Here is a 26,326-nt window from a genome sequence, read left to right on the forward strand (position 1 = left end):
GGTTGTCCCAGTCTTTCCGTCAGATCTCGAAGCTGACCATCTTGGCCATGATGAACACGCCGATGCCCATCCATACCAGGCCACCGATGCCGGTGATGATGAGGCGCGGGTCGACGAAGAAGTTCTGCATGTAGTTCTGGTTGATGACCCAGATCATGCCGAAGACGATGAAGGGCAGGGCGCCGACGATATAGGCGGACGCCTTGGATTCCGACGACATCGCCTTGATCTTGAGCTTCATCTGGCCGCGTTGGCGCAGCACCGTGGCAAGATTGGCGAGCGTTTCGGCAAGGTTGCCGCCGGTTTCACGCTGGATGGCGATGGTGATGACGAAGAACTGAAATTCGGGCGTGCCGAGCCGGTCGGCGGTGTCCTGCAACGCCGCGTCCATCGACTTGCCGATCTTCATCTTGTCGGACACCATGCGGAATTCCTCGCCGACCGGGCCTTCCACCTCGTTGCCGACGACGCCGATCGTCTCGGTGACGGGCAGGCCCGACCGCAGGCCGCGGACGAGCAATTCGATGGCGTCCGGGAATTTGGCGGTGAACTTGGCCACGCGGCGCTTGATGAAATGACCGACCAGCCAATGCGGCAGGCCGGCGCCGACGGCGAGGCCGAACAGCAGTGCAAGCAGGATCGGTGCGCCCTTCAGCCACATCAGCCCGGCAACGACGACGATCAACCCGGCGCTGGCCATGCCATATTGCCCGACCGTCCAGTCGCGCCCGGTCATCGCCAGGCGTTTGGCGAGTTCGGCGGGATTGGGCAGCAGCCGGCCGAAGGCGACGTCGGTCTTGGTTTGCGCGCGCCCGGCGGTGATGCGGCGCATCTGGGCCTCGGCGACGGTGGCGCTGTCGCCATGCCGCTCGCGCATCGCGGCGAGGCGGCGGCTCTGCGCACGCTGCGGCGACGGCCCCGCAAACGCGAACAGCACCAGGCCGAGCGCGACCGTGGCACCGATCGAGAGCATCAGGAGGGGCAACAGGTCCATCGCGGCGTTTCTCGCCTCCGGTTGGTGGGCCGCCCGGGGGCGGCGACGTTTACTTCTTGGCGCGCTTGGGCAGCAGCGCGGACAGGCCGCCGATCAGCGACTTGCCGCCGCCGGCACCCTTGCCGCCGCCCTTGCCGTCCTTGCCCGCGACCAGTTCCTCGCCAGCGCTGAGGACATGGCGGGCAAGGTCGAGGATCGGGGCGACCGTCCTCGAATTCTTGCCCGCTTCGGCGAAGGGCTTGCCGAGCTTTGCCGCCTGCGCCGCCAGCTTCTGGTCGAACGGGATGACGCAGTCGATGCGACGCTCGATCGAGCCCTCGAAATCCTTGCGGCTGATCTCCAGCTGGCCCGAGGCGTGAAGGCGGTTGGCGACGACGGTGACGTGCGTCTGCGGCGCGTTGCTCTTCAGCCAGGAGAGGATGCGGATCGTGTCGCGCGCGGCGGCGAGCGTCAGCTCGGTTACCACCACGGCGGCCTGGATGTCGCTGATGAGATGGGGATGCTGGACCAGCATGCCGCGCGGCAGGTCGACGACGGTCGCCTCGAAGGCGGCGCGCATCTCTTCCTGCAACTGGTAGAAGGCGGCGCCATCGGTCATCAGCGGCGCGTTGATCGGCGCCTCGGCGGAGAGGACGGCGAGCTTTTCGGTCGCCTTCACCATCGCACGCTCGATGAACAGGCCGTCGATGCGGCTGGGATTCTCGATCGCGTCGGTGAGGCCGCGGCCGGGCTCCAGGTCGAGCGTCAGCGCACCGGTGCCGAAATGCACGTCGAGGTCGAGCAGCGCGGTGGAGCGCTTCTCGCGCTCGCTGAGCAGCCAGGCGAGCGAGGTGGCGACGGTGGATGCACCGACGCCGCCGCGCGTGCCGATCACCGCGATTGCGCAATGCGGCCGGTCGACGGCCGCCTCGGCCGCCTTGGGCGCGTTGAGCATCGCCTGGGCATGGCCGAAGGCATCGCGCAGCGCATCGGGGTGCAGCGGCTTCAGCAGGTAATCCTGGATGCCGCTCGCCACAAGATCGCGGTACAGCCGCACGTCGTTGACCTGCCCGGCGGCGATCACCACCGTGCCGGGCTCGCACACTTCGGCGAGCGCGTTGATGTCGTTCAGCGGATCGCCCGATTCGGCCAGGTCGACGAACAGGATCTGCGGGCTGGCCGACACAGACAGCGACTGCACCGCATTGCGCAGGCCGCCCTTGCTGACCTTGTCGACCGACCAGCCGAGTTCGGAGGCGATCGGCCGCAGCGTCTCTGCGGTGGTTTCGTCGCAGACATAGGCGGCGAAGGGTTCGCGATGGCCGACGCCAGCCGGCTTCCATGGCGCGTTCATATCAATTGCCTCCCCCGCGGGCGCTCTCGGCCTTCACGGTGTTGCCGTTGCCGGTCGGACCGGCCTTGCGATACGCCTCGATCGCCTTGGCCGACGTGGCGGTATCGATCGTGCCGGTGCCGCTGCGGCCGCGGATCAGGTCCTCCGGCTGCGCGATCATCGCGGCAAGGTTGCTGTTCACCGAGCAGCCGTAGTTGGACGACGTATTGCTTTCGAATTCGTGGCTGGCATCGCGCGACCAGTCCGGGCAGCCCGGCACTTCGGCGCGCGAGCGGCTGACGACGACGCGCACGGCATGCGCCGCCACCGGCGCGTTGGTCACCGGCGCATCGTCCGACAGGAGCAGGCCGTAGCTGGCGACGATGCTCGCCACGTCCTCGCGGGCGCCGGCGCCCTGGCCGGCGGGATCGTCGATCGAGACGCGATCGCCGTAGCCGAGCCGCATCGAGTTCAGCCATCCGGCGAGCCGCCGCGATTCGCCGGCGGCCAGCCGGTCGTTGGCGGTGGCGAGGTCGAGTGCATAATCCTGCCGGTGCACGACCGGCTGGTGCACCGATTCGACGCCGCGGTTCTGCGTGCCCATGCAGCCGCCGAGCAGCAGGGCGGGCGCCATGCTCGCGAGGAGGATCGTACGCTTGGTCATCGGTTCAGTCCTCGCACAGGATCAGTTGGAGAAGCCGGGGGCGGGAGCCGCACCCTTCTTGCGCTGCTGACGGGCGTCGGCCTCGCTGCGCCGCCGGTCGGATAGCGGCAGCACCGGAGCCGGCGCGGTCGCGCCGATCGTCGGCGTGGGCGCCGCGACGGCGCCCGGCGCCATCGTCGGCACGGGCCGCTGCCCGCCGCTGACGCCGGAGCCGAGTTCACCCATGAATACGCGGCCGAGATCGGTCGGCGCCCGATAGCCGTCGGTCGGCAGCTTTATATCGGCGAGGTTGTTGACCGGCTTCACCAAATACGGGGTGATGACGATCACCAGCTCGGTCTCGTTGCGCTGCCAGCCATTGGACCGGAACAGCGCGCCGAGGATCGGCACGTCGCCAAGGCCCGGCGTCTTGTCGAAGCTGTTGTTGTGGCTGTTCTGGAGCAGGCCGCCGATCATCATCGACTGGCCCGAGCCCAGTTCCAGCGTGGTTTCGGCCCGGCGCGTGCTGAGCCCCGGCACGCGGGTGCCGCTGATCGTCACCGCATTTGAATAATCGAGCTGCGATACTTCGGGGCGTACGCGCAGCGAGATGCGGCCGTCGGCCAGCACCGTGGGCGTATAGGACAGGCTGATGCCATATTGCTTGTATTCGACCGACACGGTGCCGAGGCCGCCCGCGATCGGGATCGGCACTTCGCCACCGGCAAGGAACGTGCCCGTCTCGCCCGACAAGGCGGTGAGATTGGGGTTGGCGAGCGTCGACACCTGGCCGACGGTTTCACCGAGATCGAGCGCGCCCAGGATGTTGAGGCCGAGCAGCTTGGTAAGGCCGCCGACCGTGGTGCGCTGGCTGCCGGGCGTGATCGTCGTGCCGGCCTTTTGCACGACCGATCCGGTGACCGGATCGATCGTATAGCCCTGCACCGCACCGCCCACGCCGAGCGGCAGGTTGGGATCGGTGGTATAGGTGCTCGCCGGCGCGCGGCCGCTGCCCAGGCCGAACTTGAAGCCGCTCGTCCCGTCGATCGTCGTCAGGTTCATGCCGACGTTCTTGGAGAAGCTGCGGTTGACCTCGGCGATACGCACCTGGAGGTTCACCTGCAGCGGCGTCGCGGTCTTGAGGCGGCTCAGCACCTTGGTGCCTTCGCCGACGAAGGCCTGCACCAGACGTTCCGCCTCCGCCGCGTCGGCGGGCTGCGCCACCGTGCCGGTGAGGAGGACGAGGCCGTTCATCGGCGTCGCCGACACCTGCGCCTCCGGCATCGCCAGTTGCAGCATCGCGCCGATCGAGTCGATGTTCTGCCCGACGCGCACGGTGGTGGCGTAGACGACCGCGCCGCTCCTGGTGGTCGCCGAGATCGTCGTCTCGCCGGTCTTGCGGCCGAAGATGTAGAGCTGCGTCGGCGAGCGGACCTGCACGTCGGCGATCGTCTCGTCGGCGATGAACACGTCGCTCATCGGACGCGACAGGGTGACGAGGCGGCCGCGGCCGGTGTTGACCTGCACCACGCTGGACGTGGCGACCGAGCGGGCCGGGCCTGCCGGCGCACCCGGCGTCGGCCGGGCGTCGGCCATGCCCCCGGCGGCGGCGGCGAGCGCGAGGCCCAGCGCGCAGGACGATACGAGGTTACGCATCTTAATTCTTCCCCCCGACCGGAACCACGGTCACGTTGTTGCCGCGCGCGACCCGCACGCTGGGCCCGGTGACGGCCGCGGGCGTCGTGGCCGTGGCGGGCGCGCCACCGGGGCCGCCCATCGATGTCATCGGCCCCTGCGCGGTCCGGCCTGGGACGGAGCTGCGCTGGAAGCGCGAGACGTCGGCACCGGTCGCGTAGCTCGAGCTGCCGCTCTGCGGCTGCGTCGCGATGCGGACCATCATCGCCTTTTCGGCCTTGGGATCGCCGTCCGGCACCTTCACCGCGCCGCTGGCGATCGCTTCTTCGAGTTCGCTGGAATTGTCGGCGAGTGCGCGCAGCGACAGCGACAGTTCGCCGATGGTGCGGGCGACCGCGACCTGTTCGGCCATCTTGGGCGTCGCTTCGAGCGTGACCGTGGAATAGGTGCTGACCCGCGTCTTGCCGTCTTCACCCACCGTGTTGTCGGTGCGCTGGTCGGTGGCGAGCACGCGGACGTTGCGCATGATCGTTTCCGACACCTTGAGCGGCTGGCCGTCGCCGCCGCCGTTGACCGTCTGCGTCAGCACGAGGTCGATGCGGTCGCCCGGAAAGACGAAGCCGGCGACCGCCGCCTGGTTGGAAACCGAGACGGTGACCGCGCGCATGCCCGGCCCGAGCGCCGCCGCCAGGAAGCCGCGGTCGCCGGGCGAAACGAGCGCGCCCTTGGTGACCGGCTGGCCGGCGGTGATCGCGTTGCGCACCACGGTGCCCTGCAGCTTGGTGAGGTCGGTGCCGGCCTTCAGGTAATAGGCGCCGTCGACCAGCTCCTTGGGCCAGGGCTGGAACTTCAGCGCCGTGGCATCGAGGATGGTACCGACCGGCAGGGCGCGGGTGGCGACCAGCACTTCGGGGCCGGTCGGCACGACCGGCGCGGGCTGGCCCATCGCCACCGCCTGCGGCGCGGCGGCACCCGACATGAGGGTGCGGGCGGCGAATGCCGTGATGCCGGCGACGAACAACGCGCCCACCAGCAAAACGATCTTGCGACTATCCATGTTGCATCGGGCCTTTCAGCGCACCGGGTGTTTGAACCGGGACAAGCATTGAATCAGAGTGGTTAAGATCAGGTTTGTGACAAAGTCGGCGGCAGCAGCGCAGGCAGCGCGAGCAGCGCCGCGGCGGCGATGGCGACGCCATAGGGCACCTCCACCTCGCCGATCCGCCGCTGCCAGCGGCGTTCGAACATCAGCAGCAGCGTGATCGCGCCGCCCAGGATCGACATCACCATCAGCATCTCGACCAGCCGCCCCGGCGGCAGCCAGAGCGCGAGTGCGGCGATCATCTTGACGTCGCCGCCGCCCATCCAGCCGAGCGCGAAGGCACCGACGAAGACGGCGAAGGCGACGGCGGCGACGAGTAGCTGCACGCCGACCTCACCCCAGCCGAGGCCGATCGCCCACCACCACAATGGCGCCAGCAGCGCGATCGCGGCATTCTTCGCATTGGCGATCTCTCGGCTGCGCACATCCTCGATCCCCGCTGCCAGCAGCAGCGCGGCGAGGACGCCGACCAGCGTCAGACCCACAAGATTGTCCCACCCCATCGGCGTAACAGGTAGACGCGATGGCTTAGGAAAACGTAACCATCGCAGGCATGACCCCGACGACGATCGACGCGACCCGCCTGCGCCGCGAGATGGCGGCCGATGCGCGGCTGTCGTGCTGGACGGCGCCCGACGGCTGGCGCCACCGCCGCTTCGACTGGGCGCATCCGGCTCCCCGTGGCCGCATCCTGGTGCAGGGCGGACGCGCGGACGTGATCGAAAAGTATCTGGAGACGATCGCGCACCTCCACGATCGCGGCTGGTCGGTGACCGCCTTCGACTGGCGCGGGCAGGGGGGATCGGGGCGCCTGTCCGCCGACCCGCGCGTCGGCCACGCCGCGAGCTTCGATCCCTGGGTCGCGGACCTCGGCGCCTTCTGGCGCGACTGGCGGGCGGAGGGGGACGGGGCCGCGATGCTGCTCGCCCATTCGATGGGCGGGCATCTGGCGCTGCGCGCGCTGCTCGACGGGGGCATCGACCCGCAGGCGGTGGTGCTGGTCGCACCGATGATCGGCATCCGCTCGCCGGTCGGCGTCGGCGCGGGGACCCGCGTCGCGCGGCTGATGACGCGGATCGGCGATCCGGCGCGGGCGGCATGGACGGTGCGCGACGACGCGAGATCCGCCGGCCATCGCCAGCAGCTGCTCACCCATTCGGTGGAGCGCTACGGCGACGAAGCCTTCTGGTATGCGCGCGATCCGGCGCTGCTGCTCGGGCCGCCGAGCTGGGCCTGGGTGCTGGAGGCGTTCGTCGCCTGCACGCGGTTGCAGGCCGATCCGCGACTCGCCACGCTGGCGACGCCGATCCTGATGCTGGTCGCCGAGGCGGATGGGCTGGTCGATGCCCAGGCCGCGCTGCGAGTCGCGGCGAAGCTGCCGGATGTGCAGATGGAGCGATTCGGCGTCGAATCGGCGCATGAGATTCTGCGCGAGGACGATGCGGTGCGGCTGCGCGCCTATCGCCTGATCGACGCCTTTCTGGAGGCGCATGGATGACCGCCGGCCCGACCTACGACGTCGCGATCGCCGGCGCGGGGATCGCCGGGGCCAGCCTGGCCGCCGCGCTGGTGCCGCACGCGCGCGTGCTGTTGCTCGAATCGGAGGATCAGCCGGGCTATCATGCCACCGGGCGTTCTGCGGCCTTCTGGTCCGAAACCTATGGCGGGCCGGGCATCCAGCCGCTGACCAGCGCATCGGAGGCGGCGTTGCGCGACGGCGGGTTCCTCGATCCGCTGGGCTCGCTGCATATCGGGCGGGCGGAGGATGCGGCGGCGGTGGAGGCGTTCCTCGCCGCATTCGAGGGGACGGCGGTGCCGCTGTCGCGGGTCGACCCGGCGGCGATGGTGCCGGGCTTGCGGGCGGACTGGACGCTGGGCGTGTACGAGCCGAGCTGCGCCTATATCGACGTGGGGGCGCTTCACGCCTTCTACCTCGCCGCGGTGCGTCGGGGCGGTGGCACGATCGCGACGCGCGCCGCCGTGGCGGCGGCGAGTCGCGCGGACGGCGTCTGGACGATCGAGACGCCGACGGGGACATATCGCGCGGGCGTGCTGGTCGATGCCGCGGGTGCCTGGGCGGATGCGGTGGCGGAACGCGTCGGCGCGGCGCCGCTCGGTATTCGCCCCTATCGCCGGACGATCGCGCAGATTCGCACCGATCCCGCGGCGCCCGCCACGCTGCCGCACGTCGCCGACATCGCCGGCCGTTTCTACTTCAAGCCCGAGGCGGGCGGGCGGCTGTGGCTCAGCCCGCACGACGAGACGCCGGTCGACCCCTGCGACGCCGCGCCCGAGGAGATGGACGTCGCGGTCGCGATCGACCGGTTCGAAGGGGTGGTCGACTGGCAGGTGAACGCCGTCGAGCGGCGCTGGGCGGGCCTGCGCAGTTTCGCGCCGGATCGGCTGCCGGTCTATGGCTTCGACGCCCGCGTGCCGGGCTTCTTCTGGTGCGCGGGGCAGGGCGGCTTCGGCATCCAGACCGCGCCGGCGGGGGCGGCGCTGGCGGCGAGCCTGCTGCTGGGCACCGCCGTGCCGTCGGGATTGGAGCAGGTCGATCCGGAGCGATACGCTCCGGGGCGGTTCGGTTAACGCATCGCGCGGAAACCCGGCTTACCCTGTTTCCGTTTGCCCTGAGCTTGTCGAGGGGCACCGTGCCGCAAGCGGATCGCCCGTGGAAAGCCGCCCTTCGACAGGCTCAGGGCGAACGGTGCGTGAAGGGGGGGGGCGGGGGCAGAGGAAAAGCTTGCCGGGTCAGCTCGCCGGGCGACCCGCTGCGACGGCGGCGTCGCTCGCCAGTTTGTCGACGCGTTCGTTGTCGGGGTGGCCGGCGTGGCCCTTCACCCACACCCATTCGATCTCGTGCTTCTGCGTTTCGGCGAACAGCGCCTGCCAGAGTTCGGCGTTCTTCACCGGCTTCTTGTCGGCGGTGCGCCAGCCGTTCTTGCGCCAGCCGTGGATCCAGCGCGTGAGGCCGTCCATCACATATTTGCTGTCGGTCGACAGGCGGATGCGGCACGGGCGGGTGAGGACGCGCAGCGCCTCGATCGCCGCGGTCAGCTCCATCCGGTTGTTGGTAGTCAGCGCCTCGCCGCCTGACAGTTCCTTCTCGTGCGCGCCGAAGCGCAGCAGCGCGCCCCAGCCGCCGGGGCCGGGATTGCCCTTGCACGCGCCGTCGGTGGCGATCTCGACCACTTGCAGCGTTTCGGTCATGCGAAGGCCCCCGCATGCGCGTCGTACCAGTCGAGCCGGCGCAGATAGGCGAGCGGGTCCTTGCGGGTGACCAGCGCATCGGCCGGCGTGTTCAGCCAGTCCCAGGCGCGGGTGAGCAGGAAGCGGATGCAGGCGCCCTTCGCCAGCACGGGCAAGGCGGCGCGTTCCGCGTCGGAAAGGCCGAACGTCGCGTCGTAACCCGACACCAATGCCGGTCCGACGCCGGACAGGGGAGAGCCGGCGGGGTCGAAAGCCCAGGAGGTATGCATCACCGCGACGTCATAGGCGCGGATGTCGCGGCAGGCGAAGTAGAAATCGATGAGTCCGGTCACCTCTGCGCCGAGCATCAGCACATTGTCGGGAAACAGGTCGGCATGGATGACGCTGTGCGGCAGGTCGTGCGGCCAGGCCGCCTCGACCGCGGCGAGGGCCGAGTCGATGCGGGCGAACAGGCCGGGGGCGATCGTGTCGAGGTCGGCGCCGCAGCGCTCCAGCAGCGGGCGCCAGTCCGCCACCCCCAGGCTATTGGCGCGCGTGCCTGCGAAATCGGCGGCGGCGGCGTGGAGCCGGCCGAGCGCGGCGCCCGCGGTCTGCGCCTGATCGGGCGTCGGCTGGGTCAGCGACACGCCGGTGAGGAAGCGGATCAGGCAGGCGGGCCGCCCCTCCAGCGTCTGGATCGCCACGCCGCCGCGATCCTTGATCGCCGGCGGTACCGGCAGGCCGCACGCGGCGAGATGATCGAGCAGGTCGAGGAAGAAGGGCAGGTCGCCGGCATCGACGCGCTTCTCGTACAGCGTCAGGATGAAGCGCGAATTGGTGGTGTCGACGAGGTAGTTGCTGTTCTCCACCCCCTCGGCGATGCCCTTGGCGGAGACGAGGTCGCCGACCCCGTCGTAGCGGCGAAGGAACGCGGCCAGCGCCTCGGCCGGGACCTGCGTGTAGACGGCCATCCTCTTCCCCCTCCCGCAGCGCCCGCCGCTGGATCATCGTCGCCCGCGTCATCCCCGGCCCCGCGGGGATGACGGGTCGGTTGCGTCAGGCCGCGGCGTCCAGGCCGCGCGGCAGCTTGAAGGCGATCGTCTCGCGCGTCGTCTCTTCCTCGCGCTCGGTGACGTCGAAGCGGGTGGAGAGCAGGTCGACCAGTTCGCGCACCAGCATTTCGGGGGCGGAGGCGCCCGCGGTGACGCCGAGCGTGCCGACGCCTTCCAGGAAGGTCCAGTCGAGGTCGGCGGCGCGCTGGATCAGCCGGGCGGGAACGCCCTCGCGTTCGGCCACCTCGACGAGGCGCACCGAATTGGAGGAATTGGGCGCGCCGATCACCAGCATCGCATCGCAGGCGCCGGCGATCGCCTTCACCGCCGCCTGGCGATTGGAGGTGGCATAGCAGATATCCTCGCCGCGCGGCGCCTGCATTTCCGGGAAGCGCCGTTGCAGCGCCGCGACCACCGCCGCCGTATCGTCCACCGACAGCGTCGTCTGGGTGAGGAAGGCGAGATTGGCGGGATCGACGGCCACGAAGGCCTCGGCATCCGCCACCGTTTCGATCAGCGACATGGCGCCCGGCGGCACCTGGCCGAAGGTGCCGACCACTTCGGGGTGGCCGGCATGGCCGATGAAGATGATGTGGCGGCCGGCGGCGACCAGCCGTTCGGCCTGGCGATGCACCTTGGAGACGAGCGGGCAGGTCGCGTCGAGATAGTCGAGGCCGCGATCCTGCGCCGCGGCGGGCACCGATTTGGGCACGCCGTGCGCCGAGAACACGACCGGCGCCCCGTCGGGCACCTGGTCCAGCTCCTCGACGAACACCGCGCCCTTCGCCTTCAGCGTGTCGACGACGAACTTGTTGTGGACGATCTCGTGCCGAACGTAGACGGGCGCGCCGTGCTTTTCGATCGCGAGTTCGACGATGCGGATCGCGCGGTCGACGCCGGCGCAGAAGCCGCGCGGCGCGGCGATCAGCAGGTCGAGGGGCAGCTTGTCCGCGTGCGGATCGGGAAGGGATGCCATGGCTGGGCGCTCTACGCGATTGCTTGCGTGTGCGAAAGGCGGTTCCTATGGTGCGCGCCGCACCGCCGGCTTGCCCGCGCGAGGCTTGGTTGCCCGTTCGACAAAGGTACGCGTTCCCGTGAAAACCCCGCTTCTCGGCCTGTCCGCCCTTGCGCTCCTCGTCTCCGGATGCGCCGGCAAGGGGGAGATCGTGGAAGGCGGCATCACCGCCGTGCGCTCCGCCTGCCCGACGGTGGGCGTCGCCGCGGGCACCGGCGACATCACGCTGTTCGACCCCGCGACCAGCCGCGATGCGAGCGCGATCGACGTGGTCGCCAACATGACGCACGTGCGCGGCACCTGCAACGACGCCGGCGACCAGATCGCCACCACCATCACCTTCGACGTCGATGCCCGCCGCACCCGTACAGACGGGCCGCGCGACGTGGTGCTGCCCTATTACATCGCGATCGTGCGTGGTGGCAGCGCGGTGTCGGCTAAGCGCACCGGCCAGATCGCCATCCACTTCGATGCAGGCCAGGCGCGTGCGCAGGCGAGCGGCAGCGCCTCGACGCAGATCGCGCGCAGTGCGGCGACGCTGCCCGACGAGGTGCGCCAGGAACTCACCAAGAAGCGCAAGGCCGGCGACGAGGATGCCGCCACCGACCCGCTGTCGCGGCCCGAAATTCGCCGTGCCGTGCTGAGCGCGACCTTCGAGGCGCTGGTGGGCTTCCAGCTGACCGACGACCAGCTGAAGTATAACGCGCAGCGCTGAGCGCGAAGCTCCGGCGCTTTTGGATCCGTCATCCCGACGACAGACGGGATCTATGGAGCCGCGCGGCTGGTGTGGTCCCTAAGCGGCTGATCGATCGAGTCCGTGGATCCCGGCATCCGCCGGGATGACGGTTTGGGAGGAGTGTCACTTCCCGATTGACTAACCCCGCCGCCCCGGCCAGAGCCCGCTGTGTCGATGCCGGTTCGCCGGCATGGGCGCGCGCGGGAGAGAGCCCCTGGTGAAGGGGGCCGCCGAAGGAGCAACCACCCCGGAATCTCTCAGGCAAACGGACCGCGCGCCGCCTCACTCGACACTCTGGAAAGCGCCCCTTCGAGGGGCCACCGAAGGGGTAAGTCCGGCACCACCAGCAAGCCGGGTGAAAGCTCTCAGGTCACCGTGACAGAGGGGGTTCGACGGATCGGATGCGGCGCTGCGCCGTTGCTCGGTCCCGTGCCTTGCTTGGAGACGGTTGATGAGCGATTCGCTGCCAGAGATGTTGCCCGACCCGCTCGACGGCGTGGACGAGGGCGACGAACCCGCGATCCAGCTGCTCCCGCTCGACGCCTGGCACCGCGCCCGCAGTGGCCGGATGGTGCCGTTCGCCGGCTACGAGATGCCCGTCCAGTATGAAGGCATCATGGCCGAGCATCTGTGGACGCGCGAGCATGCCGGGCTGTTCGACGTCAGCCACATGGGGCAGGTGGGCTTCACCGGGGACGGCGTCGCCGAGGCGCTGGAGGCGGTGCTGCCGGGCGATATCGCCGGCCTCGGCGCCGCCAGGATCCGCTATTCGCTGCTGCTGAACGATGAAGGCGGCATCCTCGACGACCTGATGGTGACGACGCTGCCGGCGGAAGGCGCGCATCCCTTCGGCGAAGCGAGCCATTATGTCGTCGTCAACGGCGCGACCAAGTACGACGATCTCGCCTATCTGCTCGACGTGCTGCCCGACGATATCACCATGAACCTGATGGAAGACCAGGCGCTGCTCGCGGTGCAGGGGCCGCAGGCGGTCGCGGCGGTGGCGCGGCTGGTGCCGGGTGTCGACCAGCTGGTGTTCATGACCGCGGGCGCATTCGCCTGGAACGGCCATGAACTGTGGATCAGCCGGTCGGGCTATACGGGCGAGGACGGCGTCGAGATTTCGATTCCTGCCGAAGCCGCCGAAGGCTTTGCCGATGCGCTGTGCGCCGAGCCCGAGGTGAAGCCGATCGGCCTCGGCGCGCGCGATTCGCTGCGACTCGAGGCGGGGCTGCCGCTCTACGGCCACGACCTCGATCCCGAGACGACGCCGGTGATGGCCGACCTTGGCTTCGCTTTGTCGAAGCGGCGGCGCGAGGCGGGCGATTTCGCCGGTGCGGCCCGCATCCTCGCCGAGCGCGAGGGCGGCGCGGCGGTGAAGCGCGTCGGCCTGTCGGTCGCCGGGCGCCAGCCGGTGCGCGAGGGCGCGAGCGTCGTCGATGCCGACGGCGCGGTGATCGGCCGCGTCACCAGCGGCGGCTTCGCCCCCAGCGTCGGCGCGCCGATCGCCATGGCCTATGTTCCCACTGAACTGGCCGCGCCCGGCACGCCGCTGCGCCTCGTCCAGCGCGGCAAGATCCACGAGGCAACGGTCGCGCCGATGCCCTTCGTTCCCCATCGCTACGTTCGTGCAGGAGGCAAGTGAGATGAGCCGTTACTTCACCGAGGATCACGAATGGGTCGACGTCGATGGCGACATCGGCACGGTCGGCATCTCCGATTACGCGCAAGGGCAGCTCGGCGACATCGTGTTCGTCGACGTGCCGGAGGACGGCAAGAGCCTGTCCAAGGGCGACGAGGCCGCAGTGGTCGAATCGGTCAAGGCGGCGTCGGACGTCTATGCGCCGGTGTCGGGCAACGTGCTGGAAGGCAATACCGCGCTCGCCGACGAGCCGGGGCTGGTGAACACCGATCCCGAGGGCGAGGGCTGGTTCTTCAAGATCACGCTCAGCGATGCCTCGGAACTGGATTCGCTGATGGACGAGACCGCCTACGAGGCGTTCGTCGCAAAGCTGTGATGTAACTCCCCTCCCGCTTGCGGGAGGGGCTGGGGGTGGGCCTGTCCTCCTCAGCCATATGCGTCGTGACAGGCCCACCCCCGACCCCTCCCGCAAGCGGGAGGGGGGAGTTGTTCGAATGCGCTACCTGCCGCTTACCCAGCCTGATCGTCAGGCGATGCTGTCGGTCATCGGGGCCGGATCGATCGACGACCTGTTCGTCGACGTGCCGGAGGCCGCCCGCCTGTCCGGACCTGTCGAAGGCCTCGCCAATCACGCCTCCGAACTGGCGGTGGAGCGGCACATGACGGCGCTCGCGCGGCGGAACACCGTGGCGGGCGAGGTGCCGTTCTTCCTCGGCGCGGGCGCGTACCGGCATCATGTGCCGGCCAGCGTCGACCACCTGATCCAGCGCGGCGAGTTCCTGACCGCCTATACGCCGTATCAGCCCGAAATCGCGCAGGGCACGTTGCAGATGCTGTTCGAGTTCCAGACGCAGGTCGCGCGCCTGCTCGGGACGGACGTGGCCAATGCCTCGATGTACGACGGCTCGACCGCCTGCTGGGAGGCGATCGGCATGGCGCGGCGGATTACCCGCAAGTCGAAGGCGATCCTGTCGGGCGGGCTGCATCCGCATTACGTCAGCGTCGCCCGGACGATGGCCAAATATACCGGCGACACGCTGGAAACATCGACGCCGACGTTGACGGCGGAGACGGACATCGACGCGCTGATCGCCGGGATCGATGCCGACACGTCGTGCGTGGTGGTGCAATATCCCGATATCCTCGGCCGCATCGCCGACCTCCAGCCGCTCGCCGATGCCTGCCACGCCAAGAAGGCGCTGCTGATCGCCGTCGTCACGGAGCCGGTCGCGCTGGGCGCGATCCGCTCGCCGGGCGAGATGGACGCCGATATCGTCGTCGGCGAAGGCCAGTCGCTGGGCGTCGGGCTCCAGTTCGGCGGCCCCTATGTCGGGCTGTTCGGCTGCAAGGACAAATATGTCCGCCAGATGCCGGGGCGACTGTGCGGCGAGACGGTGGACGCCGACGGGCGCCGCGGCTTCGTGCTGACGCTGTCGACGCGCGAACAGCATATCCGCCGTGAAAAGGCGACCAGCAACATCTGCACCAATTCGGGGCTCTGTGCGCTCGCCTTCTCGATCCACATGACCCTGCTGGGCGAGAAGGGGTTGCGGCGGCTTGCCGGGATCAACCATGCCGGCGCCTGCCGCGCGGCCGATCGGCTCGCCAAGGTGCCGGGCGTCGAGCTGGTCACGCACACCTTCTTCAACGAATTCACGCTGAAGCTGCCCAAGGAGGCGCGCCCGGTCGTACGGACGCTCGCCGATCGCGGCATCCTCGCCGGCGTGTCGCTCGGGCGGCTCTATCCGGGCGAGGCGGACCTCGCCAACGGCCTGATCGTCGCGGTGACCGAGACGACCAGCGCGGAGGATGTCGAAACCCTTGCCGCCGCACTCGAGGAGGTCCTGGCATGAGCATCAACCAGAGCGGCTGGCGCCCCGAAATGACCGCGCGCAGCGGTGAGACGGCCGCGACCTTCACCGGCAATCGGGCACTGATGCTGGAGGAAGCGCTGATCTTCGAGATCGGCGACACCGAGACGACCGGCGTCGACTTCGCCGAGGGCGACGTCGCCGGATCGCGGTTGGGGGACCTCGGCCGCAAGGCGCCGATCGGCCTGCCCGGCCTCGCCGAGCCGGAGGCGGTGCGGCACTATACGCGCCTCAGCCGCCAGAATTATGCCATCGACCTCGGGCTGTTCCCGCTCGGTTCGTGCACGATGAAGCACAATCCGCGCCTGAACGAGAAGATGGCGCGGCTGCCCGGCTTCGCCGACGTGCACCCGTTGCAGCCGGTCGACACGGTGCAGGGCGCGCTGGAGGTGATCCACCAGCTCAGCCACTGGCTGGTGACGCTGACCGGGATGACCAGCGTCGCGATGAGCCCCAAGGCGGGCGCGCATGGCGAGCTGTGCGGCATCCTCGCGATCAAGGCGGCGCTGGAAGCGCGCGGCGAGGGGCATCGCAAGGTCATCCTCGTTCCCGAATCGGCGCATGGCACCAACCCCGCCACCGCCGCCTTCGCCGGCTTTGCGGTGGAGGACATCCCGGCGACGGCGGATGGCCGCGTCGACACGGCGGCGCTGATCGCGCGGCTGGGGCCGGACGTCGCGGGCGTGATGATTACCAACCCCAACACCTGCGGCCTGTTCGAGCGCGACCTCAGGACGATCTCCGACGCGGTGCATGACGCGGGCGGCTACGTCTATTGCGACGGCGCCAACTTCAACGCGATCGTCGGCCGGGTGCGGCCCGGCGACCTCGGCGTCGATGCGATGCACATCAACCTCCACAAGACCTTTTCGACGCCGCACGGCGGCGGCGGACCGGGTTCGGGGCCGGTGGTGTTTTCCGAAGCGCTCACCCCGTTCGCGCCGCTGCCCTTCGTCGAGCGACAAGGCGAGCAGTTCGTGCTGGTCGAGGAAGAGACGGCGGGCGAGCATCATGCCGGCAGCTTCGGCCGGATGGTCGCCTTCCATGGCCAGATGGGCATGTTCACCCGCGCGCTGACCTATATCCTCAGCCACGGCGCCGACGGCCTGAAACAGGTCGCCGAGGATGCGGTGCTGAACGCCAACTACGTGCTGCGCAGCCTGGAAGGCACGCTCGACGCACCGTTCGCGGGCGCGGGGCCGTGCATGCACGAGGCGATCTTCTCCGACGCCAACCTTGCCGAGGGGTTCTCGACGCTGGATATCGCCAAGGGGCTGATCGACGAGGGCTTCCACCCGATGACGGTCTATTTCCCGCTGGTCGTCCACGGCGCGATGCTGGTCGAGCCGACGGAAACCGAATCCAAGGCGGCGCTCGACCAGTTCATCGGCGCGCTGCGCCACGTCGCGGAACGGGCGAAGGCAGGCGATGCGGCGCTGAAATCGGCTCCCCATTTCGCACCGCGCGCGCGACTCGACGAGACGCAGGCGGCACGCAAGCCGGTGCTGGTGTGGAAGGAGCGGCCGCTGGCCGAGGCCGCCGAGTAACGACGCGGCTGCTGCTGGCGGGCCCTACCGAAAGCGTCTAATCCCTTGCCGTCATTGGGGTGACGGCAGGGGGATACGCGCATGCAGGCACAGCAACCGGGCGGGTGGATCAGCTATGCGATCCCATTCGCCGTCATCGTCATCGTCATGGCGCTGCGCTGGCGGCGGATGAGCCGGGTGCGGCCGTTGAAGCTCGAACGGCTGTGGATCCTGCCTGCGGTCTATGCGGTCGTGATCGGTTTCACCTTTGCGCGCTTTCCGCCGCAGGGGCTCGGCTGGCTCTTTTGCCTGGGCGCGCTCGGCCTGGGGGCGGCACTGGGCTGGCAGCGTGGCAAGATGATGCGGATCACGCTCGATCCCGAAACGCATACGCTCGGGCAGACGTCGTCGCCCGCCGCGCTCCTCTTCATCGTCGTGCTGATCGTGGTGCGCAGCGGCGCGCGCGAGGCGGTGACGCTCGGCGGACCGGCGGGGCTCGATCCGATGGCGATCACCGACGTGCTGATGGCGCTGGCGCTCGGCCTGTTCACCGCGCAACGCGTCGAGATGTACCTGCGCGGCAAGCGGATGCTGGCGGGGGTCGCTGCGCGGGGGTGACGCGTGGCCGGGCATTGGCTAGGCGGTGGCCATGAAGCACGCTCTTTCCGTCACCCGCGAAGCCGATTTCGCCGCCTGGTATCAATCCGTCATCACCGAGGCCGACCTCGCCGAGGAATCGGGCGTGCGCGGCTGCATGGTCATCCGGCCATGGGGCTACGGCATCTGGGAGCGGATCCAGCGGCTGCTCGACGACCGGATCAAGGCGACGGGGCATGAGAATTGCTATTTCCCGCTGTTCATCCCCTTGTCCTATTTCGAAAAGGAGGCGGAGCATGTCGAGGGCTTCGCCAAGGAGATGGCGGTCGTCACCCATCACCGGCTGATCCCGGACGGGCATGGCGGCCTGAAGCCCGATCCCGCCGCGAAGCTGGAGGAGCCGCTGGTGGTGCGGCCGACGTCGGAGACGGTGATCGGCACCGCCTTCGCCCGCTGGGTGCAATCGTGGCGCGACCTGCCCGTGCTCATCAACCAATGGGCCAACGTGGTCCGCTGGGAGATGCGGACGCGCATGTTCCTGCGCACCAGCGAGTTCCTGTGGCAGGAGGGGCATACCGCGCACGCCTCCGCCGACGAGGCGCGCGAGGAGACGCAGCGGATGCTGGAGGTGTACCGCAGCTTCGCCGAGGACTGCCTCGCGCTGCCGGTGGTCGCCGGCGAGAAACCCGAGAACGAGCGCTTCCCGGGCGCGGTCGCGACCTACAGCATCGAGGCGATGATGCAGGACGGCAAGGCGCTGCAGGCGGGCACCAGCCACTTCCTCGGCACCAATTTCGCGCACGCGCAGAACATCCGGTTCCAGAATGCGAGCGGCGAGCTGGAACTGGCCAATACCACGAGCTGGGGCGTTTCGACCCGCATGATCGGCGGCGTCATCATGGTGCACGGCGACGATGACGGCCTACGCGTGCCGCCGCGGATCGCGCCGTGGCAGATCGTGATCGTGCCGATGCTGCGCGACCAGCCCGAGGACGAGGCGCTGATCGCTTATGCCAAGGATATCCAGTCGAACCTCGCCGGGCTGACGGCATTGGGCGAGCCGGTGCGCGCGCTGCTCGACCTCAAGCCTGCCAAGGCGGCGACCAAGCGCTGGGGCTGGGTGAAGAAGGGCGCGCCGATCGTCATCGAGATCGGCGGGCGCGACATGGCGGGCGGCAACGTGTCGGTGATCCGCCGCGACCGGCTGTACCGCGCGGACGGCAAGCTGGATGCGCAGGTGATGCCGCGTGGCGACTTCGAGGCGGATGCGCCGGCATTGCTCGCCGCGATCCAGCAGGCGCTGCACGAACAGGCGACCGAACGGCTGAAGGCGAGCATCGTGGCCGCGGCGGACTTCGCGGCGGTGGAGGCGCATTTCGCGGAAGGCGTGAAGAACCCCGGCTGGGTCGAGGTGCAATGGTCGCGCCCGACCGGCGCGGCACTGGACGCGGTGGTGGAGCGGTTGAAGGCGCTCAAGCTGACGATCCGCAACGCGCCCGGCGATCAGGCACCGGCGGACGGGGCGTGCGTCTTCACCGGCGCGCCCGCGGTGGAGCGCGTGCTGCTGGCGCGCGCCTATTGACGGCGCGGGCCGTCCCGCGCTCACCCTCACCCTTCCGCGCCTGCGGCGCTCCCTCCCTCTCTCGATGGGAGAGGGAAGAGACGGCGAAGCCGGCGACAGGGTGAGGGTGGGGGCGGGGCGGTCCGTCAGTCGGTGCGTCTCGCTTCGGGGTTTTGGTTCACGCGGAGGCGCGGAGGTGTCGCGCTCGCGGCGGCAGCGGCCCTCATTTTCGACGGTTGGATAATCAGGTGCGCTGCCGCGCAGGGCATGTCTTCGCGTGACATCAAAGGCAGCCAGACTTACGCCTCATACCGCCGCCCGACATGCGCCTCGCCGCGCGCTTCGGCGAGCAGCGCCTGGCGGTGGCGTTCGGCGTAGCGCGCGCGGTCCGCGGCATCGCGCGTCGCGTGGCAGCGCGGGCAGCTGACACCGTCCTCGTACAGCGGCGAGGCGCGGTCGCTGGGGGACAGGGGCATGCGGCATGCCCGGCACAGGCCATGCGTCCCCTCCGCCAGGCCATGGCCGACGGCGACGCGTTCGTCGAAGACGAAGCATTCGCCCTGCCACGCGCTTCGCTCCGCCGGCACCTCCTCCAGGTAGCGCAGGATGCCGCCTTTCAGGTGGAAGACGTCCTCTACCCCTTCCGCCTTGAGGAAGGCGGTGGCCTTTTCGCAGCGGATGCCGCCGGTGCAGAACATCGCGACGCGCGCCTTGCCGGCGAGCAGCGTCTCGCGATGCGCGCGGAACCAGGCGGGAAAGTCGCGGAAGCTCTGGGTCGCCGGGTCGATCGCGCCGGCGAAGGTGCCGACGCCGACCTCGTAATCGTTGCGCGTGTCGATCAGCACCGTGTCCGGATCGGCGATCAGCGCGTTCCAGTCGGCGGGTTCGACATAGGTGCCGGTGTCGGTCGGATCGAGGCCGGGTTCGCCCATCGTCACGATCTCGCGCTTCAGCCGCACCTTGGTGCGGTGGAAGGGCATGGCGTCGGCGGCGGCGTATTTCACCTCCAGCGCGGCGCAGCCGGGCAGGGCGCGGATATGCGCGAGCACCGCCGCGATCCCCTCGGCCGGGCCGGCGATGGTGCCGTTGATGCCCTCGGCCGCGAGCAGCAACGTGCCGCGCACCCCTTCCGCCTCGCACATCGCCAGCAGCGGCGCGCGCAGCGCGTCCGGGTCGGCGAAGCGGGTGAAATGATAGAGCGCGGCGATGGTGACGGACATGCGCCGCCCTTAGCCGGAAACAATCCGATGACGAAGGCTGCTTCGCCCCCTATCTCTCACCCGTGGCAAAGAAAACCAGACCCGGCCTGCCGACGCAGGCGCAGATCCTCGACTTCATCGAGCGTTCCGAAGTGCCTGCCGGCAAGCGAGAGATCGCCAAGGCGTTCGGCCTGACCGCGCAGGAGAAGATCGCGCTGAAGGCGCTGCTCAAGGATATGGCGGACGAGGGGCTGATCGACAGCGCCCCCGGCCGCGCCTTTCACAAGATGGGTGGCCTGCCCAAGGTGACGGTGCTGCGCATCGCCGCGGTCGACGACGGCGGCACGGTATGGGCGGTGCCCGATCGCTGGGAGGCGGAGACGCCCGCGCCGCGGCTGCGGGTGCGCGAGCGCAAGCGGGGTGCGCTCGGCATCGGCGAGCGGATCCTGGCGCGCACCGAAGAGGCGGGCAACGGCTGGATCGCGCATCCGATGAAGGTGCTCGCCAAGGCGTCCGAACAGGTGCTCGGCGTGCTGCGGCAGGAAGGCGCCGTCGGTGGGGAGGGGCGCTTCTGGCTGACCGGCGTCGAGAAGAAGGACCGGCGGGAGTTTCCCGTGTCCGACACGGGCGGGGCCGAAGCGGGCGATCTGGTGATGGCCGAGATGACCGGGCGGCCGCCGCGGATCAGCGTGCGCGTGGTGCAGCGGCTGGGCGATCCGTTCGCGCCGCGGAGCTTTTCGCTGATCGCGATCCACAAGCTCGGCATTCCCGATGTCTTCTCGGGCGACACGCTCGACGAGGCGGAGCGGATGGCCGAGACGCCGTTGGGAGAGGATCGCGAGGACCTGACGCACCTGCCGATCGTCGCGATCGATCCCGCCGATGCGCGCGATCACGACGATGCCGTCTGGGCCGCGCCGCACGAGGACGGCGGCTGGCAGGCGGTGGTCGCGATCGCGGATGTCAGTTTCTACGTGCGCCCCGGCTCGGAACTCGACCGCGAGGCGCGGCGGCGGGGCAATTCGGTGTATTTTCCCGACCGCGTCGTGCCGATGCTGCCCGAGGTGCTGTCTGCCGAGGTCTGCTCGCTGAAGGAGGGCGAGGATCGCGCGGCGCTCGCCTGCCACCTGCGCATTTCGAGCGCGGGCAAGCTCGAAAGCTGGCGCTTCACCCGCGCGCGCGTGCGGATCGCGGCAAACCTGGCGTATGAAGAGGCGCAGGCGATCGCAAACTCATTCCTCCCCGGCACGGAGCGGCAGGTCGACCATGCCCCGCATGGTCGAGGATCGTCCGGGGGACGATCCGACCTGCCGCTGGGGACCAGCGAAGCTGGTGGAGGGGGGGCGCCACGAGCGGCTCCGCTTGAGGACGCCCCCCTCCACCACTCGCCTGCGGCGAGCGGTCCCCCTCCCCGTGCCGGGGAGGAGTTGGCAACAACCCTCCGTCACCTTTGGGACTGCTGGCGCGCGCTTGCCAAGGCGCGCGACGCGCGCGAGCCGCTGGACCTCGACCTGCCCGAACGGCGCGTGGTGCTGGACGAGAAGGGGCGGATCATGTCGGTCGCCCCGCGCGAGCGGCTGGATGCGCACCGGCTGATCGAGGATTACATGATCGCCGCCAATGTCGCCGCCGCCAAGGCGCTGGAGGCGAAGAAGGCGCCGGTGATGTATCGCGTCCACGAACCGCCGAGCCGCGAGAAGCTGGTCGCGCTGAAGGATTATCTGGAGACGTTCGGCGTGCCCTTCGCGCTGGGGCAGGTGATCCGCCCGGCGACGTTCAACCATGTGCTGGAGCGGGTAGGGGATGCCGATTTCCGCCCGCAGGTGATGGAACAGGTGCTGCGCACGCAGACGCAGGCCTATTATGCGCCGGCGAACCAAGGGCATTTCGGCCTCTCCCTCGGCTCCTATGCGCATTTCACCTCGCCGATCCGGCGCTACGCCGACCTCGTCGTCCATCGCGCGCTGGTCGGCGCGTACCGCCTGGGGCCGGGCGAGCTGTCGGCGGCGGATGCGGCGGCGATGGAGCAGATCGGCGAATCGATCAGCGGCCTCGAACGCCGGGCGATGGAAGCGGAGCGGGACACGATCGATCGCTATGTCGCGGCGTTCCTGTCGGAAAAGGTCGGCGAGACGGTGCCGGCGCGGATCACCGGCGTGCAGAACTACGGCTTCTTCGCCACCGTCGAGGGGATCGGCGGCGATGGCCTGATGTCCGTCCGCGACCTCGGCGGCGAATATTTCCGCTTCGACGAGGCGGCGCGCGAACTGGTCGGCGAGCAGAGCGGCGACACCTATGCGCTGGGGCAGCGGCTCGATCTCAGGCTGGCGGAGGCCAATCCGGTGTCGGGCGCGCTGCGCTTCGAACTGCCCGGCGGCAAGGGCGCGGCACCGGGACCGCGGCATGTGGGGAAGGTCCGCAAGGATCGCGTGCGGCCGCCGCGCGGCCGGCCGGCGAACATCCGCCATCAGGGACGGCGGCGATGAGCGGGCGGCTGACCCGCGTCGAACCCGAGGGGACGGTGCGCGAACGCTACCTCGTCCACGGCACGGTCGCGCCGCGCTTCGTCGAGGCGCATGCGGTGACCGCGTCAGATGCCATGCCCTTCACGCCGGCGGATGCCCGCGAGGCGAAGGCGTTCGCGGCGATGGTGGCGGACGGGTCGATCCGGATGGGTACGCCGGGGCGGTTCTGGTTCGACATGCAGGCCTATGAGGCCGCGGTGGCGGCGCGCCGGGCGAAGCGGGTGCCGGTGCTGCTGATCGTCGCGCTGCTGGTCGCCGCCGTGGCGATGGCCTTCTATCGGCTGTGAAAATCCTCCCCTGCCTTTGCAGGGGAGGTGGCACGCCGAAGGCGTGACGGAGGGGCGGCCGTAAGGCCGTTGCGCAGGCCGGGGGAACCGCCCGCGGCGGCCCCTCCACCATTCGGCTGTGCCGAACGGTCCCCCTCCCCCGCAAATGCGGGGGAGGATTGAGTTTACCCCGCCGTGAAGGTCAGGCCGGCGCGTTCCTGCAATCGGTCGCGCAAGGTGGTGCCAAGCAACGCCCCCGGCGTCCAGATGCCGCCGGCCGCCTCCGTCTCCAGCAGACAGCGCGCCGTCTCGGCGATCATCTTGCTCGTCGAGCCATAGCCCGGATCGCGGTCGCCGGTGACCACCGCGTCGAAGCGTGTGCCATCCGGCATCAGTCCGACGAACAGCAGGTCGTAATGGCCGCTGTCGCGCTCTTCCTTGCTGGGGCCTTCGCCCGGCTTGGGGCCCTTGTCGCTGGCGAGGGGGTTGAGCCTCGCGATGGCATCGGCCGCGGCCTTGCCCATCTCGCCCAGACCGGCGACCATCATCTCGTCGTACACGAAGTCCGCGCCGTAGCGGTGGCCGAGCAGGTAATTGGTGCGGTGGACGTTCTTGGTGTTGATCGCCGCCATGATGAAGGGCGCGACCCAGGTGTTGAGCGTGGCGTCGAATTCAGGGAGCAATCCGGTCGGCTGATGCGGCCCGCTGAACCCCGGCGTCAGCGCGAAGGGACTGGAGAGCAGCCCGAGGATCGACGGATCGCGCGCCGCGGCGGCGAGCGTCGCCTTGAGGCTGGCCGCCGTGCCGCCCGAAAAGCCGCCCTTCATCGTCCGCACCCGACCCTTCACGCGCGGGGCGGGGTGGCCGTATCGGGCGATGGCACATTCCTGCAGCGTCAGCACGCCGAGGTCGAAGGGGATGGAATCGAAGCCGCAGGAAAAGACGATGCGCGCGCCGCTCGCCTGCGCCGCGGCGTGGTGCGCGTCGATCATGTGACGCATCCAGGCGGGCTCGCCGCACAGGTCGACATAGGCGGTGCCGGCGGCGGCGCAAGCGGCGACCAGCGGCGCGCCGTAGAGTTGATAGGGGCCGACGGTGGTGACGACGACGCGCGTCGATCCGGCCAGGGATTTGAGCGATGAGGGATCGTCGGCGTCCGCGACCACCAATGGCGTGTCGGCGGGCGCGCCGATCGTGTCGCGGACCTCCTCCAGCTTGGCGCGGCTGCGCCCTGCCATCGCCCAGCGGCCGACGCCCTGCTGGCTGAGATATTCGGCGACGAGGCGGCCGGTGAAGCCGGTGGCGCCATAGACGATGATGTCGAAGTCGCGCATGGCCGGGCTCTCCTTTGCTTTACGCGCACGTCATGCGCTCCTGCGGAGACGGGATCAAGGCTGGACCTGAACTCAACGTCATCCCCGCGGAGGCGGGGATCCATACTGGCTGAACCGTCGGCTCCTGCCCATCACGTTGTGATTATGGATCCGCGCCTGCGCGGGGATGACGAAGGTAGAGGGGCAGGGAAGGGCAGGCGCGAGTCGCGCAGACGCAGCCCGCTGGCGTCCGTGGGTCCCGGCGTTCGCCGGGATGACGGAGGAGCATTCAGGCCGCCTCGCTGAACTGCAGGCTGGCGAGCCGCGCATACAGGCCGCCGCGACCGATCAGCGTCGCGTGGCTCCCTTCCTCGACGATGCGGCCGGCATCCATCACGATGATCCGCTCCGCTGCGCGGACCGTCGCGAGGCGATGCGCGATGACCAGCGTCGTGCGGTTCTCCATCAGCCGTTCGAGCGCCTGCTGCACCAGCCGCTCGCTTTCGGCGTCGAGCGCACTGGTCGCCTCGTCGAGCAGCAGGATCGGCGCATCGCGCAGCAGCGCGCGGGCGATGGTGATGCGCTGGCGCTGGCCGCCGGACAGGCGCGCGCCGCCTTCGCCCAGGTTGGTGTCGAGGCCCTCCGGCAAGGCGCGCAGGAAGTCGGCGGCATTGGCCGCTTCCGCCGCCGCCCACAATTCGTCGTCGCTCGCCTGCCAATGGCCGTAGCGCAGGTTGTCGCGCGCGCTGGCGCCGAAGATCACCGTGTCCTGCGGCACCATCGCGATCTGTGCGCGGATCGCGGCGGGATCGGCCTCGCGCAGGTCGACGCCGTCGAGCAGCACGCGGCCGCCCTCCGGATCGTAGAAGCGCTCGGCAAGCTGGAAGAGGGTCGATTTGCCCGCGCCCGACGGGCCGACCACCGCCACCGTCTCGCCCGGCCGCACCGCCAGCGAGAGGCCGTTCAGCGCCGCCACGTCGCGGCGGGTCGGATAATGGAACACGACCTCGTCGAAGGTCAGCGCGCCGGTGACCGGCACGGGCAGCGGCATCGGCGCGGCGGGCCGGGTGATCTCCGGCGTCTCGCGCAGCAGCTCGGCAAGCCGGCTCGCCGCGCCGGCACCGCGCAGAAGGTCGCCATAAACCTCGGTCAGCGCGCCGAACGCGCCGGCGACGATGCCGCCGGTGATGACGAAGGCGAACATCGATCCGCCGCTCAGATGGCCGGCGGCGACATCGCTCGCACCCTCCCACACCACCAGGGTGATCGACCCGAAGATCAGGCCGATCATGATCGCGGTCATCAGCGCGCGCAGCGCGATGCGGCGCTTGGCGGTGGCGAAGGTATTTTCCACCGTCGTCTGGAAACGCGCCGCCTCGCGCGCCTCCTGCCCGAAGGCCTGGACGATCTTCATCGCGCCCAGCGTCTGCGTCACCTGCGCGCCGACGTCGGCGACGCGATCCTGCGTGGTGCGCGACAGGTTGCGGATGCGGCGGCCGAAGATCGTGACCGGCAGGATGACGAGCGGGATGCCGAGGATCAGCATGCCGGCGAGCTTCGGCGACAGCGTGAACAGATAGATCATGCCGCCGATGCCGGTGAAGGTGTTGCGCAGCGCCACCGATACGGTGCTGCCGACCACCGTCTCGATCAGCGCGGTGTCCGACGTCATCCGCGAGGCGATCTCGGAGGGACGGTTCTCCTCGAAGAAGCGCGGGGTGAGCGCGAGCAGGTGGCTTTGCACCTCGCCGCGGATATCGGCGACGACGCGCTCGCCGAGCCAGGAGACGAAATAGAAGCGGATCGCGGTCGCCACCGCCAGCACCGCGACGATCATCAGCAGATAGTGGAACGACGATGCGACGGTGCCGCTCGAGCCGGGGCCGAAGCCGTGGTCGATGACCCGCTTGAACCCCGACGGGATGCCGAGCGTCGCCGCGGTGGTCGTACACAGCGCGAGCAGTGCGGCGACCAGATGCCGCGGATAGCGCAGCACGCGTTCCCAGACGAGGCGCAGGTCGCCGAGGCGGCGGTCGGTGGGAACGGGGGGCTTGGCCATAACGGGCCGCCTAGCAGGCGGGGCGGATGCGCTCAACGCCGGGCGGGACGGGCGCCATGGGTCTCATCGTCCGTCTCGGGCGTTCAGGC

23 protein-coding genes and 2 riboswitches are annotated in these 26,326 nt (G+C 69.6%); of the genes, 11 read left to right on the top strand and 12 right to left on the bottom strand.

Going from position 1 to position 26,326, the window contains the following annotated elements; genetic code table 11:
* Nucleotides 1-19: 19 nt before the first annotated feature.
* The 6 genes from AC4GY7_RS04770 to AC4GY7_RS04795 form a co-directional block, all read right to left on the bottom strand.
* On the bottom strand, nucleotides 20-994 hold the full coding sequence (locus AC4GY7_RS04770) for a type II secretion system F family protein (RefSeq protein ID WP_491112243.1): 975 nt from the start codon (nucleotides 992-994) through the stop codon (nucleotides 20-22).
* A gap of 49 nt (nucleotides 995-1,043) precedes the next feature.
* The gene (locus AC4GY7_RS04775) at nucleotides 1,044-2,327 is read right to left on the bottom strand and encodes a CpaE/TadZ family protein (protein ID WP_491112244.1); all 1,284 of its coding nucleotides are present in this window, start codon (nucleotides 2,325-2,327) and stop codon (nucleotides 1,044-1,046) included.
* A gap of 1 nt (nucleotide 2,328) precedes the next feature.
* Nucleotides 2,329-2,970: a CpaD family pilus assembly protein gene (locus tag AC4GY7_RS04780; RefSeq protein WP_443585055.1), complete on the bottom strand. Its 642-nt coding sequence runs from the start codon at nucleotides 2,968-2,970 to the stop codon at nucleotides 2,329-2,331.
* 21 nt (nucleotides 2,971-2,991) lie between these two features.
* A complete protein-coding gene (locus tag AC4GY7_RS04785; RefSeq protein WP_491112245.1) occupies nucleotides 2,992-4,605 on the bottom strand; it encodes a type II and III secretion system protein family protein in 1,614 nt (537 codons plus the stop codon).
* Nucleotide 4,606: 1 nt separating this feature from the next.
* Nucleotides 4,607-5,641: a Flp pilus assembly protein CpaB gene (cpaB, locus tag AC4GY7_RS04790; RefSeq protein WP_491112246.1), complete on the bottom strand. Its 1,035-nt coding sequence runs from the start codon at nucleotides 5,639-5,641 to the stop codon at nucleotides 4,607-4,609.
* A gap of 68 nt (nucleotides 5,642-5,709) precedes the next feature.
* Nucleotides 5,710-6,189, bottom strand: a complete 480-nt coding sequence (locus tag AC4GY7_RS04795; RefSeq protein WP_491112247.1) for an A24 family peptidase — start codon at nucleotides 6,187-6,189, stop codon at nucleotides 5,710-5,712.
* Nucleotides 6,190-6,239: 50 nt separating this feature from the next.
* On the opposite strand from AC4GY7_RS04795, the gene AC4GY7_RS04800 reads away from it, so the two are divergent.
* Nucleotides 6,240-7,184 carry an alpha/beta fold hydrolase gene (locus AC4GY7_RS04800; protein WP_491112248.1) on the top strand — a complete coding sequence of 315 codons (945 nt, stop codon included), beginning with the start codon at nucleotides 6,240-6,242 and terminating at the stop codon, nucleotides 7,182-7,184.
* Nucleotides 7,181-8,275 (top strand): NAD(P)/FAD-dependent oxidoreductase, encoded by a 1,095-nt coding sequence (locus AC4GY7_RS04805; RefSeq protein ID WP_491112249.1) that lies wholly within the window; start codon nucleotides 7,181-7,183, stop codon nucleotides 8,273-8,275. The genes AC4GY7_RS04800 and AC4GY7_RS04805 overlap by 4 nt, the downstream gene beginning before the upstream one ends.
* Nucleotides 8,276-8,437: 162 nt before the next feature.
* On the opposite strand, the gene rnhA is transcribed toward AC4GY7_RS04805, so the two are convergent.
* From rnhA to ispH, 3 genes are all read right to left on the bottom strand, one after another.
* Nucleotides 8,438-8,896, bottom strand: coding sequence for a ribonuclease HI (gene rnhA / locus AC4GY7_RS04810; protein ID WP_491112250.1), 459 nt, complete (start codon nucleotides 8,894-8,896; stop codon nucleotides 8,438-8,440).
* On the bottom strand, nucleotides 8,893-9,846 hold the full coding sequence (thrB, locus tag AC4GY7_RS04815; RefSeq protein WP_491112251.1) for a homoserine kinase: 954 nt from the start codon (nucleotides 9,844-9,846) through the stop codon (nucleotides 8,893-8,895). The genes rnhA and thrB overlap by 4 nt, the downstream gene beginning before the upstream one ends.
* An 85-nt stretch (nucleotides 9,847-9,931) precedes the next feature.
* Nucleotides 9,932-10,903 carry a 4-hydroxy-3-methylbut-2-enyl diphosphate reductase gene (ispH, locus tag AC4GY7_RS04820; protein ID WP_443585063.1) on the bottom strand — a complete coding sequence of 324 codons (972 nt, stop codon included), beginning with the start codon at nucleotides 10,901-10,903 and terminating at the stop codon, nucleotides 9,932-9,934.
* A 118-nt stretch (nucleotides 10,904-11,021) separates the two neighbouring features.
* Here ispH and AC4GY7_RS04825 point away from each other — a divergent pair, with 118 nt between their 5' ends.
* The 7 genes from AC4GY7_RS04825 (at nucleotide 11,022) to proS (ending at nucleotide 18,896) form a co-directional block, all read left to right on the top strand.
* Nucleotides 11,022-11,657, top strand: a complete 636-nt coding sequence (locus AC4GY7_RS04825) for a hypothetical protein (RefSeq protein WP_491112252.1) — start codon at nucleotides 11,022-11,024, stop codon at nucleotides 11,655-11,657.
* A 212-nt stretch (nucleotides 11,658-11,869) separates the two neighbouring features.
* Nucleotides 11,870-11,961: riboswitch (glycine riboswitch) on the top strand.
* A gap of 1 nt (nucleotide 11,962) precedes the next feature.
* A riboswitch (glycine riboswitch) is annotated at nucleotides 11,963-12,070 on the top strand.
* Nucleotides 12,071-12,129: 59 nt separating this feature from the next.
* Nucleotides 12,130-13,323 (top strand): glycine cleavage system aminomethyltransferase GcvT, encoded by a 1,194-nt coding sequence (gene gcvT / locus AC4GY7_RS04830; RefSeq protein WP_491112253.1) that lies wholly within the window; start codon nucleotides 12,130-12,132, stop codon nucleotides 13,321-13,323.
* Between the two features lies 1 nt (nucleotide 13,324).
* Entirely contained in the window at nucleotides 13,325-13,696 is a 372-nt protein-coding gene (gene gcvH, locus AC4GY7_RS04835; protein ID WP_491112254.1) for a glycine cleavage system protein GcvH, read from the top strand.
* Nucleotides 13,697-13,814: 118 nt separating this feature from the next.
* Entirely contained in the window at nucleotides 13,815-15,173 is a 1,359-nt protein-coding gene (gcvPA, locus tag AC4GY7_RS04840) for an aminomethyl-transferring glycine dehydrogenase subunit GcvPA (protein ID WP_491112255.1), read from the top strand.
* Complete coding sequence (gene gcvPB, locus AC4GY7_RS04845; RefSeq protein ID WP_443585070.1) at nucleotides 15,170-16,738, top strand: aminomethyl-transferring glycine dehydrogenase subunit GcvPB; 1,569 nt, start codon at nucleotides 15,170-15,172, stop codon at nucleotides 16,736-16,738. The genes gcvPA and gcvPB overlap by 4 nt, the downstream gene beginning before the upstream one ends.
* Nucleotides 16,739-16,819: 81 nt before the next feature.
* The gene (locus AC4GY7_RS04850; RefSeq protein ID WP_491112256.1) at nucleotides 16,820-17,335 is read left to right on the top strand and encodes a CcdC protein domain-containing protein; all 516 of its coding nucleotides are present in this window, start codon (nucleotides 16,820-16,822) and stop codon (nucleotides 17,333-17,335) included.
* A 31-nt stretch (nucleotides 17,336-17,366) separates the two neighbouring features.
* Nucleotides 17,367-18,896 carry a proline--tRNA ligase gene (gene proS, locus AC4GY7_RS04855; protein ID WP_491112257.1) on the top strand — a complete coding sequence of 510 codons (1,530 nt, stop codon included), beginning with the start codon at nucleotides 17,367-17,369 and terminating at the stop codon, nucleotides 18,894-18,896.
* A 278-nt stretch (nucleotides 18,897-19,174) separates the two neighbouring features.
* Here proS and trhO read toward each other — a convergent pair whose 3' ends face one another.
* On the bottom strand, nucleotides 19,175-20,095 hold the full coding sequence (trhO, locus tag AC4GY7_RS04860) for an oxygen-dependent tRNA uridine(34) hydroxylase TrhO (protein ID WP_491112258.1): 921 nt from the start codon (nucleotides 20,093-20,095) through the stop codon (nucleotides 19,175-19,177).
* Nucleotides 20,096-20,157: 62 nt separating this feature from the next.
* Between trhO and AC4GY7_RS04865 the strand changes: the two genes are divergently transcribed.
* Complete coding sequence (locus AC4GY7_RS04865; protein WP_491112259.1) at nucleotides 20,158-22,560, top strand: ribonuclease R family protein; 2,403 nt, start codon at nucleotides 20,158-20,160, stop codon at nucleotides 22,558-22,560.
* Entirely contained in the window at nucleotides 22,557-22,886 is a 330-nt protein-coding gene (locus tag AC4GY7_RS04870) for a hypothetical protein (RefSeq protein ID WP_491112260.1), read from the top strand. The genes AC4GY7_RS04865 and AC4GY7_RS04870 overlap by 4 nt, the downstream gene beginning before the upstream one ends.
* 164 nt (nucleotides 22,887-23,050) lie before the next feature.
* Here the strand turns inward: AC4GY7_RS04870 and AC4GY7_RS04875 are convergent, their stop codons facing one another.
* A complete protein-coding gene (locus tag AC4GY7_RS04875; RefSeq protein WP_491112261.1) occupies nucleotides 23,051-24,199 on the bottom strand; it encodes a saccharopine dehydrogenase family protein in 1,149 nt (382 codons plus the stop codon).
* Nucleotides 24,200-24,467: 268 nt separating this feature from the next.
* Nucleotides 24,468-26,237, bottom strand: a complete 1,770-nt coding sequence (locus AC4GY7_RS04880; RefSeq protein ID WP_491112262.1) for an ABC transporter transmembrane domain-containing protein — start codon at nucleotides 26,235-26,237, stop codon at nucleotides 24,468-24,470.
* Nucleotides 26,238-26,326: the final 89 nt, after the last annotated feature.

The sequence above is a fragment of the Sphingomonas sp. SP5 genome, assembly GCF_058313455.1.

Excerpts from the sequence above, each read along its gene's own strand:
- rnhA (WP_491112250.1), bottom strand. The coding sequence starts at position 8,896 with ATGACCGAAACGCTGCAAGTGGTCGAGATCGCCACCGACGGCGCGTGC.
- proS (WP_491112257.1), top strand. The coding sequence starts at position 17,367 with ATGAAGCACGCTCTTTCCGTCACCCGCGAAGCCGATTTCGCCGCCTGG.
- AC4GY7_RS04795 (WP_491112247.1), bottom strand. The coding sequence starts at position 6,189 with ATGGGGTGGGACAATCTTGTGGGTCTGACGCTGGTCGGCGTCCTCGCC.
- thrB (WP_491112251.1), bottom strand. The coding sequence starts at position 9,846 with ATGGCCGTCTACACGCAGGTCCCGGCCGAGGCGCTGGCCGCGTTCCTT.
- AC4GY7_RS04880 (WP_491112262.1), bottom strand. The coding sequence starts at position 26,237 with ATGGCCAAGCCCCCCGTTCCCACCGACCGCCGCCTCGGCGACCTGCGC.
- gcvT (WP_491112253.1), top strand. The coding sequence starts at position 12,130 with ATGAGCGATTCGCTGCCAGAGATGTTGCCCGACCCGCTCGACGGCGTG.
- AC4GY7_RS04805 (WP_491112249.1), top strand. The coding sequence starts at position 7,181 with ATGACCGCCGGCCCGACCTACGACGTCGCGATCGCCGGCGCGGGGATC.
- AC4GY7_RS04770 (WP_491112243.1), bottom strand. The coding sequence starts at position 994 with ATGGACCTGTTGCCCCTCCTGATGCTCTCGATCGGTGCCACGGTCGCG.
- gcvPB (WP_443585070.1), top strand. The coding sequence starts at position 15,170 with ATGAGCATCAACCAGAGCGGCTGGCGCCCCGAAATGACCGCGCGCAGC.
- AC4GY7_RS04775 (WP_491112244.1), bottom strand. The coding sequence starts at position 2,327 with ATGAACGCGCCATGGAAGCCGGCTGGCGTCGGCCATCGCGAACCCTTC.
- ispH (WP_443585063.1), bottom strand. The coding sequence starts at position 10,903 with ATGGCATCCCTTCCCGATCCGCACGCGGACAAGCTGCCCCTCGACCTG.
- AC4GY7_RS04850 (WP_491112256.1), top strand. The coding sequence starts at position 16,820 with ATGCAGGCACAGCAACCGGGCGGGTGGATCAGCTATGCGATCCCATTC.
- AC4GY7_RS04875 (WP_491112261.1), bottom strand. The coding sequence starts at position 24,199 with ATGCGCGACTTCGACATCATCGTCTATGGCGCCACCGGCTTCACCGGC.
- trhO (WP_491112258.1), bottom strand. The coding sequence starts at position 20,095 with ATGTCCGTCACCATCGCCGCGCTCTATCATTTCACCCGCTTCGCCGAC.
- AC4GY7_RS04785 (WP_491112245.1), bottom strand. The coding sequence starts at position 4,605 with ATGCGTAACCTCGTATCGTCCTGCGCGCTGGGCCTCGCGCTCGCCGCC.
- AC4GY7_RS04780 (WP_443585055.1), bottom strand. The coding sequence starts at position 2,970 with ATGACCAAGCGTACGATCCTCCTCGCGAGCATGGCGCCCGCCCTGCTG.
- gcvPA (WP_491112255.1), top strand. The coding sequence starts at position 13,815 with ATGCGCTACCTGCCGCTTACCCAGCCTGATCGTCAGGCGATGCTGTCG.
- cpaB (WP_491112246.1), bottom strand. The coding sequence starts at position 5,641 with ATGGATAGTCGCAAGATCGTTTTGCTGGTGGGCGCGTTGTTCGTCGCC.
- AC4GY7_RS04800 (WP_491112248.1), top strand. The coding sequence starts at position 6,240 with ATGACCCCGACGACGATCGACGCGACCCGCCTGCGCCGCGAGATGGCG.
- gcvH (WP_491112254.1), top strand. The coding sequence starts at position 13,325 with ATGAGCCGTTACTTCACCGAGGATCACGAATGGGTCGACGTCGATGGC.
- AC4GY7_RS04870 (WP_491112260.1), top strand. The coding sequence starts at position 22,557 with ATGAGCGGGCGGCTGACCCGCGTCGAACCCGAGGGGACGGTGCGCGAA.